This is a genomic window from Peribacillus psychrosaccharolyticus ATCC 23296 (assembly GCF_000305495.1).
In the GTDB taxonomy this organism is placed as follows: Bacteria; Bacillota; Bacilli; order Bacillales; family DSM-1321; genus Peribacillus; species Peribacillus psychrosaccharolyticus.
The window spans coordinates 1-17687 of record NZ_AJTN02000193.1 but is presented as its reverse complement, the minus strand read 5'-3'; the positions used below and the strand labels follow the sequence as shown (position 1 = coordinate 17687).

Annotated in this window: 20 protein-coding genes and 1 riboswitch; of the genes, 14 read left to right on the top strand and 6 right to left on the bottom strand. The window is 39.5% G+C overall.

The features are described 5' to 3' along the window. Nucleotides 1-9: 9 nt before the first annotated feature. From WYK_RS11455 to WYK_RS25615, 3 genes are all read right to left on the bottom strand, one after another. Nucleotides 10-789, bottom strand: coding sequence for a transporter substrate-binding domain-containing protein (locus WYK_RS11455; protein WP_040374628.1), 780 nt, complete (start codon nt 787-789; stop codon nt 10-12). 158 nt (nt 790-947) lie between these two features. Further along, nucleotides 948-1199 (bottom strand): hypothetical protein, encoded by a 252-nt coding sequence (locus WYK_RS11450; protein ID WP_040374627.1) that lies wholly within the window; start codon nt 1197-1199, stop codon nt 948-950. 57 nt (nt 1200-1256) lie between these two features. Further along, a complete protein-coding gene (locus WYK_RS25615) occupies nt 1257-1385 on the bottom strand; it encodes a hypothetical protein (RefSeq protein WP_235782490.1) in 129 nt (42 codons plus the stop codon). A 200-nt stretch (nt 1386-1585) separates the two neighbouring features. Here WYK_RS25615 and WYK_RS11440 point away from each other — a divergent pair, with 200 nt between their 5' ends. Both WYK_RS11440 and purU read left to right on the top strand, forming a co-directional pair. After that, on the top strand, nt 1586-1774 hold the full coding sequence (locus tag WYK_RS11440; protein WP_040374625.1) for a DUF2817 domain-containing protein: 189 nt from the start codon (nt 1586-1588) through the stop codon (nt 1772-1774). Between the two features lie 429 nt (nt 1775-2203). After that, the gene (gene purU / locus WYK_RS11435) at nt 2204-3103 is read left to right on the top strand and encodes a formyltetrahydrofolate deformylase (RefSeq protein ID WP_040374624.1); all 900 of its coding nucleotides are present in this window, start codon (nt 2204-2206) and stop codon (nt 3101-3103) included. 32 nt (nt 3104-3135) lie between these two features. On the opposite strand, the gene WYK_RS11430 is transcribed toward purU, so the two are convergent. Beyond that, nucleotides 3136-3810: an SIMPL domain-containing protein gene (locus tag WYK_RS11430; protein ID WP_081704867.1), complete on the bottom strand. Its 675-nt coding sequence runs from the start codon at nt 3808-3810 to the stop codon at nt 3136-3138. A gap of 104 nt (nt 3811-3914) precedes the next feature. Next, a complete protein-coding gene (locus WYK_RS11425; RefSeq protein ID WP_040374623.1) occupies nt 3915-5444 on the bottom strand; it encodes an FAD-dependent oxidoreductase in 1530 nt (509 codons plus the stop codon). Nucleotides 5445-5847: 403 nt separating this feature from the next. On the opposite strand from WYK_RS11425, the gene WYK_RS11420 reads away from it, so the two are divergent. Continuing rightward, nucleotides 5848-7041, top strand: a complete 1194-nt coding sequence (locus WYK_RS11420; RefSeq protein ID WP_040374622.1) for a ParM/StbA family protein — start codon at nt 5848-5850, stop codon at nt 7039-7041. Between the two features lie 8 nt (nt 7042-7049). Beyond that, nucleotides 7050-7613: a hypothetical protein gene (locus WYK_RS11415; RefSeq protein WP_040374621.1), complete on the top strand. Its 564-nt coding sequence runs from the start codon at nt 7050-7052 to the stop codon at nt 7611-7613. Between the two features lie 42 nt (nt 7614-7655). Here the strand turns inward: WYK_RS11415 and WYK_RS11410 are convergent, their stop codons facing one another. After that, complete coding sequence (locus WYK_RS11410; protein WP_040374620.1) at nt 7656-8951, bottom strand: NCS2 family permease; 1296 nt, start codon at nt 8949-8951, stop codon at nt 7656-7658. A gap of 272 nt (nt 8952-9223) precedes the next feature. On the opposite strand from WYK_RS11410, the gene WYK_RS11405 reads away from it, so the two are divergent. The 10 genes from WYK_RS11405 to WYK_RS11365 all read left to right on the top strand — a co-directional run bounded on the left by WYK_RS11405 (nt 9224) and on the right by WYK_RS11365 (nt 17681). Next, complete coding sequence (locus WYK_RS11405; RefSeq protein WP_081704866.1) at nt 9224-10540, top strand: DEAD/DEAH box helicase; 1317 nt, start codon at nt 9224-9226, stop codon at nt 10538-10540. Nucleotides 10541-10703: 163 nt separating this feature from the next. Further along, on the top strand, nt 10704-11051 hold the full coding sequence (locus WYK_RS11400) for a lmo0954 family membrane protein (RefSeq protein ID WP_326238820.1): 348 nt from the start codon (nt 10704-10706) through the stop codon (nt 11049-11051). Nucleotides 11052-11072: 21 nt separating this feature from the next. Beyond that, the gene (locus WYK_RS11395; protein WP_040374619.1) at nt 11073-11720 is read left to right on the top strand and encodes a PspA/IM30 family protein; all 648 of its coding nucleotides are present in this window, start codon (nt 11073-11075) and stop codon (nt 11718-11720) included. A gap of 86 nt (nt 11721-11806) precedes the next feature. Further along, complete coding sequence (locus tag WYK_RS24925; RefSeq protein ID WP_161629128.1) at nt 11807-11968, top strand: hypothetical protein; 162 nt, start codon at nt 11807-11809, stop codon at nt 11966-11968. A 53-nt stretch (nt 11969-12021) separates the two neighbouring features. Beyond that, nucleotides 12022-12543, top strand: a complete 522-nt coding sequence (liaF, locus tag WYK_RS11390; protein WP_051387456.1) for a cell wall-active antibiotics response protein LiaF — start codon at nt 12022-12024, stop codon at nt 12541-12543. Then, nucleotides 12540-13565 (top strand): sensor histidine kinase, encoded by a 1026-nt coding sequence (locus tag WYK_RS11385; protein ID WP_040374618.1) that lies wholly within the window; start codon nt 12540-12542, stop codon nt 13563-13565. The genes liaF and WYK_RS11385 overlap by 4 nt, the downstream gene beginning before the upstream one ends. Continuing rightward, on the top strand, nt 13566-14198 hold the full coding sequence (locus WYK_RS11380) for a response regulator (RefSeq protein WP_040374617.1): 633 nt from the start codon (nt 13566-13568) through the stop codon (nt 14196-14198). A gap of 16 nt (nt 14199-14214) precedes the next feature. Beyond that, entirely contained in the window at nt 14215-15393 is a 1179-nt protein-coding gene (locus WYK_RS11375; RefSeq protein WP_235782489.1) for a class I SAM-dependent methyltransferase, read from the top strand. 70 nt (nt 15394-15463) lie between these two features. Continuing rightward, a riboswitch (SAM riboswitch) is annotated at nt 15464-15572 on the top strand. 88 nt (nt 15573-15660) lie between these two features. Beyond that, nucleotides 15661-16713 carry an LLM class flavin-dependent oxidoreductase gene (locus WYK_RS11370; protein WP_040374616.1) on the top strand — a complete coding sequence of 351 codons (1053 nt, stop codon included), beginning with the start codon at nt 15661-15663 and terminating at the stop codon, nt 16711-16713. A gap of 23 nt (nt 16714-16736) precedes the next feature. Further along, a complete protein-coding gene (locus WYK_RS11365) occupies nt 16737-17681 on the top strand; it encodes an ATP-grasp domain-containing protein (RefSeq protein WP_040374615.1) in 945 nt (314 codons plus the stop codon). Nucleotides 17682-17687 lie beyond the last annotated feature (6 nt).

The window sequence follows — 17687 nt, the reverse complement described above, 5'->3', positions numbered from 1 at the left end:
TTATACGTCTTATTCAGGTTTTGTAGTAATGTCTTCTCCAAAGTACTTTTGACTTAATTTCTTCAGCGTTCCATCCTGTCTTAATTCCTCAAGAGCCGTATTTACGCGTTTTAGTAATTGTGGATTATCTTGAGGAATGACAATGGATTGCTCGCTTCGCTCAATCAGCTGACGACCGACGATGTCAAATCCAGCTTTTATAGCTGTCTTACCTGTAACAAAATCGGTGATTACCGCATCGTGTCTGCCTTCACTCAAGGCTTTTAGGGCAGTAATATCACTGTCATAGGTTTTAATATTCTTTGAGTATTCAGCGGCGGTGTCGGCATACGTAGAGCCTTTTGAAGCGGCTATTTCTTTTCCTTTAAGATCTTCAATGTTTTTTAACTTACTATCAGGACGGACGAATATTTGTGGACCAGAATAATAATAAGGAGTTGTAAAGGAAACATGCTTACTTCGCTGCGGGTTGACCGTGTGACTAGCTACTGCTGCATCAGCACGTCCTGTCTTAACACCTTCAACAATTCCCTTGAACTTAATTCGTTTAGGTACGGGTTCTAAGCCAAGTTTTTCTGCGACTGCTTTCCCAACCTCAACGTCAAATCCAGTGACTTCCATGTCATCTTTTACAAAACTAAATGGTTTAAACTCACCAGAAGATGCAAATACGAATTGATCCTTCTGAATCAGCTTAGTTCCATCCTCAAGCTGTTCCTTTTCAGCACAGCCTGAAAGCAAAACAAGTATAAATAATGTCGATAAAATAGTTATCAATGATTTCTTCATTCGAAAAACGTAACCTCCTTCGCGACTAGACTGATAATTACATACCCAATTTTATAATTGAGTAACCATTTAGTTACTAAGAAAAGTATTTTATGATAATAGTAGATTGAAAAATAGGCAAAAAAATTCACAGGTCAAATGACCTGTGAATGTCTATATTATTTATTTTGTAAGGCATATAAGTGTTCCGATTTCTGACTTACATGTTCAACGTGAGCAGATATCTCTTGGAAAGTGGCAGAAACTTGTTCAATAGCTGTGGCAATTTCAGTGATATTGCCATCATTATACTGATGCTTTTGTTTTAATTCGATCATCGAATTTGAAATCAGCCCACCTTCAGCTGATAGGTGACCAATGTGTCCGGCAATGTCTTGAAGCTGTTGGTTCATACCTTGCTGGAGGTCCATAAATTCATCATAGCTCGTAACAGAGCTACCAATAGATAAGACATTAGCATCAACAATTTAATCCGTTTTCTGTAGTGAGTCTACCACTCGTTCTTTTTCTATCATAATCTCTTTTAACAGCTCTTGAATAAAGCTGGATGACTGGGAAGATTGTTCGGCAAGCTTTCGTACTTCATCGGCAACCACAGCAAATCCTTTTCCATGTTCTCCGGCTTTATCACAGATTGGAATACATTTGATAGGAATGTAAATAAGGACTATACGGAGCTGCGTACATTTTTTGAGAAATCAAAACCTTTGGGAAATAGTACACTTCACGAACTTGGTTTCTTAGGTAGTATCGGCAGGGAAGCTATTCAATCTGGAACCCAAAAAAAGATGCCTTGTTGACCGGGCAGTTTACAGATCCTTCAGGAGTCTATTATGGCGGAACGGAAGATGCAGATTCTACTAAACTCCTTAAACAAGTTTATCAAGATGCACTTGACAGTGACTATTCAAATATTGTTCATATTGATTTACATACTGGTTATGGTCCTAGAGGCCAGAGGCTTTTGATTATCCGCTCGTATTAACACCTGAGTCTGTGGACTTTTACGTTACGAGCGGGGATAATACCGCATATTTTTCAGAGCTTTATCAAAAGCAGGCACCCGGACAAGTCTTTTTATTCGACTACATTTGAATTTGGGACGCTAGGTAATGGAATGCTTGCTTCTATTTCATCACTTAAACAGACAATTGATGAAAAAATCGTCTGTTCCATCAAGGTTCAAGCAATGAAACAACAGAAGAAATTCTGAAAAATCGATATATAGAAATGTTTTATCCCTCTGAAGAAGAGTGGCGGCTTAAAGCCGTTGAAGACTTTAAGAGAGGGCTGACAGGAGTCCTGAATCATCGCGGAATTACTCAGTAAAAGGATGAAGTTTTACACGCGTTCTTTTTTATCAGGGATGCAATGAAGTATAATGAGTAAAAACAAATGAGAGGCAGTTGTTGAAATGACTTCGGGAGTAAAGGATCAACTAAATAATTTTAAAGAAAAGCATGCAAATACGGGACGTTTAATGATCAAATGTCCTGACCAGCCTGGCATTGTTGCAGCAGTAACGGCTTTTTTAAAAGAATACAATGCTAACATTGTTGAGTTGAGCCAGTATTCCATTAATCCTAACGGCGGAACATTTTTTACTCGAATAGAGTTTGATTGTCCTGATTTGACTAACAAGGTATTGCAAATGAAGACATCCTTTACGGAGATTGCTGATCAATTTGCAATGGAATGGACGTTATCGAAGGTAAGCAGTCTGAAAAAAATGGCTATTTTTGTCTCAAAAGAGCCACATTGTCTGCTTGAATTATTATGGGAATGGCAAAGCGGTGATTTAATGGCCGATATTGTACTTGTCATTAGTAATCATGATGATAATCGACAACTGGTCGAATCCCTTCAAATCCCTTTTCACCATATTCCTGCAAACAAAGAAATTAGACATGAATCGGAAAAAAAACAGCTGAAACTATTGGATGATTATGAAGTAGATTTCATCGTATTGGCAAGGTATATGCAAATCCTAACGCCAGACTTCGTCGCAGCGCTTCCACACCGAATTATTAATATTCATCATTCTTTCCTTCCAGCGTTCATTGGCGCGAGGCCTTACGAACGTGCATATGATAGAGGTGTAAAGCTCATTGGTGCTACCTCTCATTATGTGACGAATGATTTAGATGAAGGGCCGATTATTGAACAAGATATTGATCGAGTAGACCATCGTGATAATGCAGAAGACATGAAGAAAATAGGCCGTTCGATTGAACGTCGAGTGTTGGCTCGTGCTGTCAGATGGCATGTTGAGGATCGTGTAATTGTTCATCAAAATAAAACAGTTGTCTTTTAAAGGAACTCCAGCGCGTTTTGAGCTGGAGTTTGTTAATTATATTCATATTCGACTTGAACTCTGGCAGATATAGTGAGTTCCCCTGGTTGAATAGGGGTAGCTGCTGCCTTGCTGAAGACATTTGCTTGATAAAGAACAGGCAGGGTTTCTCCAGATAGTTCAACCACTTTTAGTGGAGTCGGGACTAAGGTAGTTCGAATGGTTTGTGTAATAGCCAGGGCTTTTTGATAAGCATTTCTTAGTGAAATCGACAACGCCTGATTGTAAACTAATTCAGGATTAGCCAATGAAAAACGTATATGTGAAACAGAATTCGCACCATTCTTAACAGCTGTATCCACAATGGCACCGACTTGGTTGATTTGGCTGGTCAGGATTTCAATCATGTGGGTAACTTTATAATTCCTGAATACCTCCTTTCCATCTTGATAGTCATATTGTGGTTCTATTCGATAATCAGTGGTTTTAATCTGATCATCGGGAATGCCTAGTGAAGTCATTGCTTTTAACACGTTAGCTACGATAAGGGCATTTTCTTGCTGAGCAGTGGCAGGATCAATATTTTCTGTTCGGACACCTAAAGTAATCGTTGCTTGATCGGGAGAAGCTTGGACGATTCCTTCTCCATTTACAAGTAACGTATGTTCCTTGTCTATATGCATCTGGTCATTCAAAGCGCGCCATGCTTCCTGAGAATCGTTTGTCATAATATGTACCCTTCCTTTCTGGTTCTTCTCCACCTATTATACGACTTGGAAATTGTTTACATGTCAAAAAAAAGAAAAGAAGCAAGGCTTGGCCCTGCTTCTTTTTAAATATCCACCTTTTTTAAAGGATTCACAGCTGGCCCCTCAAGCACTGTGCCATCAATAGAATAGCGTGACCCATGGCATGGACAATCCCAAGTTGTATCTCCGCTGTTCCAGGCTACCTCACAGCCTAGGTGGGTACATGTTGAATCCACTACATGCAGCTGACCAGTTTGATCCCGGTAACAGCCGGATTTTTTACCATTGACTCGTATAATGGCAGCTTCTCCAATAGACAAATCCTCCAAGCCTTGAGGACTTGCTGATAATTTTCCTTTGATTAATTCCTTTGCAACATTTGCATTTTCGGTGACTAAGTTTTTAAGGCTTTTTGCTTCAAATCTGGAAGGATCAAAAAGAGAGGCGTAGCGATTTTCTTTTTCTAGGATACGATCCGTTAAAATCTTGGCAGCCAGAGTTCCATTGGTCATACCCCACTTGCCATATCCCGTTGCAATTAAAATAGTTGGATGATTTTTAGTTGCTGCCCCAATGTAAGGTACTTTATCAACGGTAATAAGATCCTGTGCTGACCATCTATAAGGAATGTCCGTTACGGTAAAAAATTGATGGCTAAAGGCTTGTAAGGCTTCATAATGCTCCATGGTCGGTATACCTTGACCGGTTTTATGGCTTTCTCCGCCAACAAGGATTAAGCGTTCACCATCAATAATGGTGTCCCGCAGAGAACGTGATGGACTATCAGCGCTCAGATACATTCCGCCTGGGTAATCTTCATCTGTTTTGATGCCTAGTACATAGGACCTTTCGGGATGCATACGAGTAAAATACAGTCCAATTTCGTCATTAAAAGGGTAATGGGAAGCAGTCAATACATACTTACATGTAATGGCTTGACCAGAGGTCGTATGAATAACATGTTTAGACCCCTCATCCTCAACTTTAGCAGCTGTAGTATGTTCATAAATCTTGATTCCGGCATCAATCAATGTTGAAATCAGCGCAGTTAAATATTTCAGCGGATGAAATTGGGATTGATTCTTCATGACAACGGCTGCCTTGCATGGAATAGAGAACGGAATACTCTCTGTATATTCACATGGAATTCCTAGCTTTTCGTAAGCAGTAAATTCTGCCTGGATTTTGGATATGTATTCGTCCGTTCCTGCGTATACGTAGGCATCCTCCGTTGTTAAATCACAATCGATATCATGCTTATTTACGGTGTCCCGTATAAAGTGCATGGCATCATTATTGGCTTCATAATAAAGTTTTGCCTTTTCTTCGCCAAAGTCCTTAATCAGCTGATCATAAATCAGTCCGTGCTGTGAGGTTATTTTAGCTGTGGTATGCCCAGTTGTCCCATTTAACAGGTCACTGGCATCTATTAGTGTTACTGATAAGCCCTTATTTGCGAGTAAGTAAGCAGCCGTAATTCCTGTAATGCCTCCTCCAACAATGGCTACATCCGTTGTAGTATTTTTCTCAAGAGCAGGGAAAGTTGGAAAGGGGAGGTTGTCCCGCCAACAAGGTTCTGGCTGCTTTGGAAGATGATCATTTTGGCTAGTCATATATATGTCCCTCCAGTTCTTGTATTCTTTAGGTATTCTCCATTTATTACCATACCCATATCTTGTTCAATTACTCTTTAAATATTAAATTTGAGAGGAAAAATCATTAATAATTTTTCATGTCCAAACAAGGAAAATATGGATGTATACAAAAAACGTATACATGTATACAAAAAACGTATACATGTATACGAAAAGTGTGTACATGTATACAAAAGTGTATACATGTTGATATGACGGCATGTGTACAAATATGTATACATGTTTACAAAATTGCACACAAGTGTTAGGAATTAGCTTGTTAGATTTTCAGACGATTTTAATAGCTATTATTTCTTGTATTAATCTGTATTTACTATAAAATGAAATGGAAGATAGTAGGTAAGAAAGGGATGGTTAATAAATGAGTTATTCAAGAATCGCAGCAATTGATGTAGGTAATGATGCAATTAAAGCACTTTTTGGGAAACTAGATTCAGAGTTATATATTCCTAATGTCATCGCACAAGACATAGCAGACCGTCCGGTAATCGGAATTGAAGATTTAAATGATAATGATCCAATTGAAGGAATTCATATTCGTGTCCATTCTCCAGCATTACAAGAAAACAATATGATTTACCGTGTAGGAAATCTAGCTACAAAGAGTGATAATCCATCAGAATTGGATCCAGGCAGCAGTAAGTCTGAGGAAGATCAAACATTAATTATGTTATTTGCTGCACTTGCTCTTGATGCTGTTAAAGATGAGAACGCATCAAACTTTAAGAAAGCTAATAATGTAGTAGATGCCAATTACACGCTCGGTACTGGATTGCCGTTAAGAGAAGTTAAAGAAGGCAAAGATGTTGGTTACCGTTCAAGATTATTAGGATCTGTCCATCAAGTAGAGTTCTTGGTTACTCCGAAATATCAAGGAATTAAAGTGAATATTAAATTTGATGAAGTGAAAGTATACCCAGAAGGTTTTGCTGCTTATATCAATTTAGTTATGGATAATGATTTGAACATTATTAATAGAGATTTAATCGACAAACAAATTCTCATTCAAGATATTGGCGGTCTTTCGACAGATATCGCAGTCATTCGAAACCGTAAAGTGGATGATGATAAAGCTCAAGGCTTTAATTTAGGTGTTGCAGAAGCACTAGAATCTATTAGAGAAGAGATCCGCAGTAAACATGGTGTGGAATTAGACAGCAGACGTGACGTTGTTGACATTATTACGAAGAAAAATGATCGCAATCATATTATGGTACGCGGCAGCCGGACAAGCGTTCATGATATTACAGATCGTATTTTAGGTGAACTGGCTAAGAAAGAATACCGCCACCTTCGTAACGTTTGGCAGAAAAATTCTCAAACAGAAATCTGTTATTTTGTTGGTGGAGGAGCAATCGTTCTTAAGGATTATTTGAAGAAATTAAATAATAACTTAGATGGCTATAATATCGACTTCTTTGAAGACGAAAAAGAAAGTATCTGGATGATGGCAAATGCTTATTATAAATTAATTTCTGATTACGCCAAAAAAAATGCTAAACAAGAACAAACTCAAAGCAAAAAGGATGTTCAAAAATCCGGCATGACTAAGTAGGTTAAAGCATGAAAAAGACAACTGCATCTGAAATACAGCGGGGTCAGGCGATTACGTTTCGAATTCCCTCCGACACACCCGACCATGTATTAAGACAGCTCCAAAAGCTAAAAGAAACAGAAAAACGAAATTTTTCTAGTAAAATAGCTGAATATGTGCTTGAGAATGTTGGGAATTCAACTGTGCAGGACCGAGAAATGATCAAAGTGCCTCTTCCGCATAAGCTAAGTAAAGGCCAAAGGGATTGGCTCAAACACGCTCATTCTGAAGCAATGCTTGGAACCATTTTATATCATATATTGTCTGACCCATTAAGGGCGACTTCCTTATTGGCTTCTCTGACTAGTAATGCATTAGAGATTGATGAAGCCCTATATTTGCAGGAACAGCCTGCTGTGGAAGATCAAGAAATGGAAGAAGATATTCACGTACGCTTACCCGTTTCTGATGCTGAATTAGATAATTTTGATTGGAATGACAATGCAGCAGTGGTGGAAGAGAGCAGTGAAGAAGTGAAAGAGGAAAGCCTTGATGATTTATTGGGTGATTTTCTTGCTCAAATGAATAAATAATGAAAAGATGCAGCCGCATAATGAGGCTGCATCTTTTCATTATTAGCTTGCTAAGAAGATCAGTTGGTATAAGAATAAAATAGCGAATACGTATACGAAAGGATGAACCTCACGGATTTTACCTTTTGCAATTTTCATAATAGGATAGGCAATAAATCCAAGAGCTATTCCGTTAGCAATGCTTGATGTTAATGGCATGGAGACAATCACTAGGAAGGCAGGGAAAGCTTCATCAAAATCATGCCAGTTGATGTCTGAAATACTTTTAATCATAAAACAACCTACAATGATTAAACTTGGTGCGGTAATCGCTGCAACATTTGATAAAGCACCAACAAGCGGGCTGAAGAAAGCTGTGATTAAGAATAAAACAGCTACCGTTAAAGCAGTTAGGCCGGTTTTACCGCCAGCCCCTACTCCTGCTGAAGATTCTACGGAAGCTGCAGTCGGGCTTGTTCCAAATACTGCTCCTACAGTAGTTCCTATTGAATCGGCAAAAAAGGCACTTCCAGGTTTTTCAAGCTTACCGTCATTTAGTAACCCTGCCTGACGAACAATTCCCAAAAGGGCCCCTGTTGTATCAAACAACATAACAAGTAAAAAGGAGAAAACAACACCATATAATCCATAATTAATGACATCATTAAACGATGCAATGGGATTTGTAATCAGTGCACCCTCTGGTAAATGAGGCACGGCAGCAATACCGTCAAAATGTAACAGGCCGGTAAAGTAAGCAATTAAAGCGGTGATGACCATACCGATAAAAATAGATCCTGGTATGTTTAAGGTCATCAAGATGATGGTTATGATTAAACCTATCAAGGTTAGGGCTACCTTTGGGTCTGTGAAATCACCCAATGCCACTAAGTTCGTTTCATGATCGGCAACTATACCGGATAATCGAAGGCCAATAAAAGCAATGAATAAACCAATACCAGCACTGATCGCATGCTTCAAATTATCGGGAATAGCTGTGATTAACTTTGTCCTGAATGATGTTAACGATAGAATTAAGAAGATAACCCCAGTTACAAATACAGCAGAAAAAGCAACTGTGTAGGAAATATCATAGACACCCAGTACTGAATAGGCAAAGTAGGCATTTAACCCCATAGCCGGCGCTATAATTATTGGATAATTAGCAAGGAAGGCCATACATAATGTCCCGACCAGTGTAGCAATGATTGTTGCGGTAAAAGCTTGGTTAAAGGGTACACCAGCGTCTGATAAAATTTGCGGGTTAACCACAATTACATAGGCGACTGTCAAAAATGTAGTCAATCCTGCAATAATTTCTGTTTTAACGGTTGTGTTCCGTTCTTTAAGTTTAAACATGATGCCACTCCTTTTAATATAGAAACCTCCCTGCCATGTTAAATCAGATAGGCAAGGAGGAATAGATTGCCGATAAACGGCAATTTTTTTCTGTATGCATTAGTTTGTACATAATTATAAATCCTATAAATTATAATCAAGTTCTCTTAAAAGCACAATAACAGGATAAGGAAGTTTAGCAAAGAACACGTATAAAGGAAGGTCGTAAAACGTGGTATACTTGCAAAAGAAGTAAGAAGAAAAAAACTCTTCGGAGAGTAGGCAGGTACTAAATGAAATTTACTGAACTAGGAATAGATGGACCAATAGAAGAAATGTTGAATTATATGGGGATTACATCTCCAACACCGATTCAAGAGCAGGCAATTCCAGAGATACTAGCCGGCAGGGATGTAATCGGCAAGGCGCAAACGGGAACTGGAAAAACCCTGGCTTTTTTACTGCCAATTATTGAGCACACCGATACAGAGACACCTTATATTCAGTCACTTATTGTCACCCCAACCAGAGAATTAGCTCTACAGATAACTGCTGAGTTGACTAAATTTGCAGAGCAAATTGAGGACTTTCATGTCCTTGCGGTATATGGGGGTCAAGATGTAGACCGCCAATTGAAAAAACTGAAACGCAGTATTTTAGTCGTGGTTGCTACTCCAGGAAGATTGTTAGATCATACTAGAAGAGGAACAATCGACCTATCACAAGTGAAACATCTAGTTCTTGACGAGGCAGATCAAATGCTTCAAATTGGTTTCTTGCCTGAGGTTGAGGAAATCATTGAAAATATTCCGGCAGATCGACAGACCCTTCTTTTCTCTGCCACAATGCCAGAGCAAGTTATTTCTCTGTCTAAACGGTTTATGAATCAGCCGCTTACGATTGCGGTTGAAAACAGCCAGGTTACAGTTAAACAAATTCGTCAGGTGGTCATTGAAACCACAGACCGGGCTAAGCAAGCGTCACTTATTAAAATCATTGATGAAGAACAACCCTACTTAGCGGTTATCTTTTGTCGAACAAAACGAAGGGTCTCTGTGTTAAATGAAGCGTTAAAGAGTGCTGGATACAATTCAGACGAACTGCATGGAGATATCTCACAAGCGAAGCGTGAACGTGTTATGAGAAACTTCAGGAATGCCACCCTGCAGTTTTTAGTAGCAACAGATGTAGCCGCGAGGGGTCTCGATGTCGAAGGCGTTACACATGTCTTTAACTATGATGTTCCCGAAGATGCTGAAAGTTATATTCATCGAATTGGCCGGACTGGACGAGCAGGCGAACATGGTTTAGCGGTAACGTTTATCGCTACCAAAGATTTGCCGATTTTAAAAGATATCGAAAAAGGTATCGAGATGCAAATTGATCGTAGAAAGCTCGAGGGCATTGTTATGAATGAGCCTACAAGGGCCACAGCAAAGCCAAAACGGGTTCAGGGTAATAATGCTCGTTCTGATTTCAATAAGCGACACGGCAAGCCGAGCAGCCCAGGTAAAGGAACTGGAAAACCTTCTGCATCAAGAAAAAGGGGTGCAAAGACAGATAGCAGTTCCAAATCAGGAAATGGACGAAGTGATTCACGAAAAAGATAAATAAGTGTCATTCTGAGCCCTGCTGCACTATGCCAGCAGGGCTTATTTTTATTTCTTTCAGTTGAAATACGTCGCAGGACCTATGTGAAAATACCTCTGCAGCTCATTATAAGAAAACCATCAGATAGCTATGATAGAGATAAGGAAAGGAGGTACGGTTACTATGATGAAAAAAGCAGGGTTAATCATTATTGGAGGGATTGCAGCGATCATTGCTCTTACAAATGTTGGGCCATTAATCAGTTTGATTATCTGTTTAGCAATTCTTTATTACAGCTTTAAACAATTGCTTAAAACAGACAATACAGGAGCGAAAATTACCTGGGCAATTATTGTGCTGGTAGCATTGATGGCGTCTGTATCACATGTACCTGCAATACTGGGACTTGTGGCGGCTTATATCGTCTATCTTGTGTATAAGAAATGGAACGGAGACAAAAAAACACGTAATGAAGAATCATCGGATCCTTTTGCAAACTTTGAAAAACAGTGGGCAAATTTGAAGAAATAAAAAAGCGGAGGAGTGTTCAATATGAATGACTTATTTTCACGAATGAAACAAACACTAACAGCTGATTTTTACAATGTGCTTGATAAAATGGAACAGAAAAACCCAATATCATTGCTCAATCAATATTTACGTCAGGCTGAAGCGGAAACTGAAAAAGTCCGTAAACTGGTCGAGCGTCAGTATCAATTAAAAGCAGAATTTACGAAGGAACTTGCTGAAGCAGAGGGGTTAGCTGAGAAACGAAAGAATCAAGCGAAGATTGCAGAAAAAGCTGGGGAATCAGAACTACAGGCCTTTGCTATCCAAGAAAGTGAACTTTACAGCACCCGTGCCCTCCGAATAAATGAAGCCTTATTAAAATCGGAAAAGCAGTTGAATGAACTGGAGTACAAATACAGAGAAATGAAGCATAAATTAAAGGACATGAACATTAGAAGAATGGAATTAATGGGTAAAGAAAACCTTGCTCATGCTCATCAACGTATGAATCAAGTAATCGATGCAGGTAGTACTTCAAGTTCGTCAACAGGAAAATTTGAAGATACTGAAAACTACTTGGATAATTTGGAGCAAAGAATTAACTCAAACTATCAAAGGCAAAGTATTGATGCCCGAATTATTCAACTAGAAAAGGATATGAAAGCAGAAGAAACACATTCAATTTCGTAATCATGGTATTCTTAAAAGGCGTAGTTAGCTGCGCCTTTTTCGTAATGAATAATCAAAAGTCAGGTTGATGAGAGAGGAGGATCAGGATGTTTAAACAAGTAAACACAGATTATATCAGCTGGATCTTTTTAATTGGCCTTATCTCGCTTATTATGGAACTTGTTTTTTTTGACGGCGGACTTATCTACACCCTAGCCCTCTCCATCGGCTGCTTATTTATAGGTAAAAAAAATACCATCGAAAAATAGGGAAAATACTGTTTTTCATTGGCGTATTCAGCACGATTTTCATTGTGTTAAATATGTTCGTATTCAAATTCTTTCTCCTCGTGATTCTTGCATATGCCCTCTATGGTTTTTATTTATCTAAACAAAATCCTGAAAAAGTACAGTTGATGTTGACTGAACCTAATCAAAATACCGAAGAAAAAGAACAGTTGATTAAAACAAGTTATTTATTCAGTAATAAACTAATAGGGTCGCAGCAAACCCAAAAGTCAGTCTACGAATGGAATAATGTCAATATTCAACGGGGAATTGGTGATGTAGTTATCGATTTAAGTAATACAATTCTGCCAAAAGGTGAAACCATTATTTCGATAAGAAGCATGGTGGGAAACCTAAAAATTAAAATTCCGTATGATGTTGAAGTGAACCTTCACCACTCAGTCGTAATCGGCAGAGCCGTCATCTTTCAGAATCATGAAAAGCGGATGTATAATCAGATTATTTCCTGCCAAACAGAGGGTTTCAATAAGGCTGTTCAAAAAGTGACCATTATCACCTCCGTCTTCATTGGCAATATCGAGGTGAATCGGGTATGAATGTGATGACTCGGCAGATTGTCTATGCTTTTGGTATTGCGCTCATAACCGCAATTGTAGTTCCAGCTCTTGTCTTCTACGTTTATCCTTTAGAGAACTGGCGAAATCTCTGGGAGATGAAACTGCTTAATCTGTCATTTATCATTGCTTTTCCGAGTATCCTTCTATTTGTAGGAATTGTATATGGAATATTGTCAGGAATATACTGGCGCAGACAAATGAATAAGCTTAGTGATGATTTGCATTTAGTTGAATTAGGCCGGCCTATTCAGTCATTTGATGATTATTCCTTACTGGAGTTCAAAGCAATAGCCAAACAGGCAGAGCAGATTCAAAAGCTTGGAGCTGAGCAGGCAAAGTTAGCGCAGAAGCTTGCTACTGAAAAGGCAGAAGATCAGGAAAAGCGGATTCAGGAAATTGTATCTCAAGAAAGAAACCGTTTGGCAAGGGAACTGCACGATTCAGTCAGCCAGCAGTTATTTGCTGCTTCCATGATGATGTCCGCCATTACCGAAAACAATGGCCAGGATCGACAACTTCCGGTTGTGGAAGGAATTATCCATCAAGCACAGCTGGAAATGCGGGCATTGCTTTTACATCTTAGACCTGTACCATTAAGGAATAAATCTCTGCAAGAAGGAATCCAAGAGCTTCTAGAAGAATTAGCTCAGAAGGTGCCGATGAAAATAGAGTGGAAAACAGAATCTATTCAACTTGATAAGGGGATAGAAGATCATCTATTTCGAATTCTACAAGAATCAGTATCTAATACATTAAGGCATGCCAAGGCAAATAGTATCGATGTGCTGCTAATTGAGCGTGACGGGCTGGTCATCTTACGCATTGTAGATGATGGAATCGGGTTTGAATTCGATCAAACGAGGACAGGGTCCTATGGGCTGCAGAATATGAACGAACGAGCTGTAGAGCTAGGCGGATCGCTGAAAATTGTCAGTGTTCCTCGAAATGGAACACGATTAGAAGTCAAAATACCACTACTACAGACTAAGGGGGATACCTAAATGATTAGTGTCTTGTTTGTGGATGACCATGAAATGGTTAGAATAGGAGTGACTGCTTATTTATCTGCACAGCCTGATATTACCGTAATAGCTGAGGCAGATGATGGAGCAGCGGGTGTCAAACTAGCCCTTGAATTACGTCCGGATATTATTTTAATGGATCTAGTCATGAAGGAAATGGACGGGATAGAAGCAACTAGAAACATTATGCAAAGCTGGCCGGAAGCAAAGATTATTATTGTGACAAGTTTTCTAGATGATGAAAAGGTCTATCCAGCTCTCGAAGCAGGTGCAGCAAGCTATATGCTTAAAACGTCAAAGGCAAGTGAAATTGCAGATGCGGTTCGTTCAACTTACCATGGTCAGAGCGTATTAGAGCCAGAGGTTACAGATAAAATGATGAAAAAAATGCGTAGTCATGCTAGTAAACTTCCCCATGAACACTTAACGAATCGTGAGATGGAGATTTTACTTTTGATGACGCAAGGGAAAACGAATCAAGCAATTGCTGATGAGTTATTTATTGCCGTCAAAACAGCGAAAGTACATGTGAGTAATATCTTAAATAAGCTTGAGGTCCAAGATCGTACACAAGCAGTAATTTATGCGTTTCAACATCAACTAGTGAAATAACTTTTTGGAGGATTCTATGTATTTAAAGACAGTTACGATGATAGGCACAGAGTTAGAAAAAGCAGGAATTCCGTATCAGTTTAAAGGACAAGCATCATTAAGGGTCCAAGGTGCATCCATTTCTGAAGAACCAATAATCGAAGCGTCTGTCCAATGGGATGTTTTAGAAGAAGCGAAAAAAATATTTACTAAGTATTCACCGACAGACATTAGCAGCAGTCCAGAATCAGCTGTTTTCAGTTTTACGATTGATACCATTACTATTTACATAAGTTGTGAATTCAATACAACCATTAAGACAGATCCATATCGGATATCAGTAGAACTAAATCAGACAAACATTTGGTGCCGTTCGCTTTATAGTTACTTTTATAACGAAGAAATGGCGCGTTACAGTGACCAAATTCATGCTTTTTTAGCGAAAGAACAGCAGGGGTTTACAGCTGAAAATGAACAAGCATGGAACCAGAACAATTATAGTGCCCTCTTAAATCGTTATGGAAAACCTGAAGCACTTGTTGAAAAGATTAAGCAAAATCCTAAGTGGAGACTCAAACCTTTTTATCAGTATATGGGCAATCTTCAAGGGAAATCAGTGATGCATTTGATGGGCTCAAATGGTGTCAAAGCAGTGGCGATGGCGATTCTCGGTGCGAGGGTTACAGTAGTTGACTTTTCAAAAGAAAATGCAGCATTCGCTAAAGAGCTGGCTGATGCGGCGGACGTTTCAGTCGAGTATATTGTTTCAGACGTGCTCTCATTACCTGATAGTGAAGGGTCAGATCTTGTCCTGATGGAACTTGGTGTTCTTCATTATATGATTGACTTGCAGCCGTTAATGGAGAAGATTAAATCTCTATTAAAACCCGGCGGTCTTTTCATTTTGCATGAATTTCATCCGATTTCGACCAAATTAATCACGTCCAGTGGTAAAAAACATAAAGTCAGCAGCAATTACTTTGAGCCATCTATTGAAAAAAACCAAGTCGCTTTCACAAAACATATGCCTGATGAGGAACAAAAAAGCTTGTCACAAGTAGTTCAGCGGAAGTGGACGCTTGGTGAGCTAATTACAGCCATTGGCCAATCAGGCTTAATGATAAAGGTGTTAGAGGAAGAACCAAATCATAAAGTGCATGATATTGGGATTCCGAAAACATATACGATTGTTGCTGAGAAACTAAATTTAGAATAATTAGAATTATTCATTGCGGTAAACCGACTTTTATAGTAGGATTAGTTTATCTTTTAACCAATTAAATAGTGTCTTATCAAGAGAGGTGGAGGGAACTGGCCCTATGAAACCCGGCAGCCGCTGACATAATGTCAGAATGGTGCCAATTCCAGCGGAGCATATGCTCTGAAAGATAAGTGAAGGCTACTGCGCAAACTTCTTCTTATCGAAGGAGTTTTTTTGTTGTCTTTCCTCTGTTATACCAATAAAAGCAAAGGGGTTTTGAACATGAAGTTTGGCTTTTGGCTGCCTATATTCGGCGGATGGTTAAGGAATGTAGAAAATGAAAATATGCCTGCAACCTTTGAGTATGCAAAACAAGTAACGTTAGCTGCAGAAAAGTTAGGATTTGATACTACACTGGTAGCAGAACTAAATTTAAATGATATTAAAGGTCCTGAACATGATTCGCTTGAAGCGTGGTCAACAGCTGCAGCTCTAGCAGCGGTTACAGAAAAAATTGAGATTATGACGGCAGTGCGCCCTGGATTCCATAATCCAGCGGTCACAGCGAAAATGGCTGCCAATATAGACAATATAAGCAACGGGCGTTTTACCTTGAATGTGGTATCTGCATGGTGGGAAGAAGAAGCGCGGCAATATGGGGGGATTTTTACGGCCCATGATGAGCGTTACGATCGTACAGAAGAGTTTCTAGACATCTTAACGGGACTATGGTCAGCAAAGGATACCTTCTCATATGAGGGCAAATATTACAGCATTAAAGATGCTCACTTACATCCAAAGCCGGTTCAGCGTCCCAATCCGATTCTCTATGCAGGCGGAGAAAGTCCGCGCGGGAAACAGACGATCGTTAATAAATGTGACGCCTACGTGATGCATGGAGGAACGGTTGAAGAAATTACAACGAAAATTGAAGGCATGAAACAACAGCGTTCAGAAGCAGGCCGTGAACCTTTCTCAGCTTTTGGCTTAGCTGCATACGTAGTCTGCCGTGATACAGAAGAAGAAGTCGCTGCGGAACTTGCAAGAATCACAGATGTGAAGGAATCGAGCGGTTATGCTGGATATAACGACTTTATCAGCAAATCACAACTTGAACAGCAAGTTAAACTGTTCGATTATTCTGTTTCTAACCGTGGGCTGCGTCCGAATCTAATTGGAACGCCTGAACAAATTGCTGATCGAATCATTGCTTTCGAAGAAGCAGGAGTAGATTTGCTGTTACTGCAATTTTCGCCGCAGCTTGAAGAGATGGAACGCTTCGCCAAGCAGGTTAAGCCTCTTGTTGAAGCAAAACGCCAAAAAACATCAGTTTAACCAATTTTGAAGGAGGCATCATGATGAGTAAAATCTATATTCTCCATGAAAATAGTGAATGGACTGCCCATTTAACGAAACGTTTAAATGAACTGGAATTACCATACGAAGAGTGGCATCTTGACGAAGGGCTCGTCAATCTTACAGAAACTCCGCCAGAGGGCGTCTTTTACAGCCGCATGAGTGCATCATCCCATACACGTGGTCATCGGTATGCACCAGAATTAACAGAATCTGTACTTGCCTGGCTTGAACAGCATGACCGAACGGTATTTAACGGGAGCCGCGCCCTTCGCTTAGAGGTCAGTAAAGTGAATCAATATACGGCCCTGACAAAGTCCGGCATTCGCACACCGAAAACAATTGCTGCAATTGGCAAGGAAAATATATTGAAGGCCGCAGAGAAAATTGGCGCAGAATCATTTATTACTAAGCACAATCGAGCTGGAAAAGGGCTCGGTGTCCAATTGTTCCACTCTATTGAGGGCCTAAAAGGCTATCTAGAAGGTCCTGATTTCGATGAACCGGTAGATGGCATCACCTTGATTCAGGAATACATCAAGGCCCCTGAGCCGTTTATAACCCGCTGTGAATTCGTCGGAGGGAAATTTGTCTATGCTGTGCAAGTGGATACATCAGAAGGATTCGAACTTTGTCCTGCAGATGCCTGCCAAATCGGGGATCTCTTCTGTCCAGTAGGAGAAGAAGTCGAAGAAAAACCGAAATTCCAAATTGTCCAAGACTTTAATGACCCAATCATTGAAAAGTACGAAGCATTCCTAAAAGAAAACCAAATCACCGTAGCCGGCATCGAATTCATCCGAAATGAAGCTGGTGACATTTTCACCTACGATGTGAACACAAATACGAACTATAACTCTGATGCTGAACAAGCTGCCGGAAAATATGGCATGCTCGAACTCGCTAAATTCCTAGGTTCAAAACTCAAAACAGAAGAATTAGTCTAAAAAAAA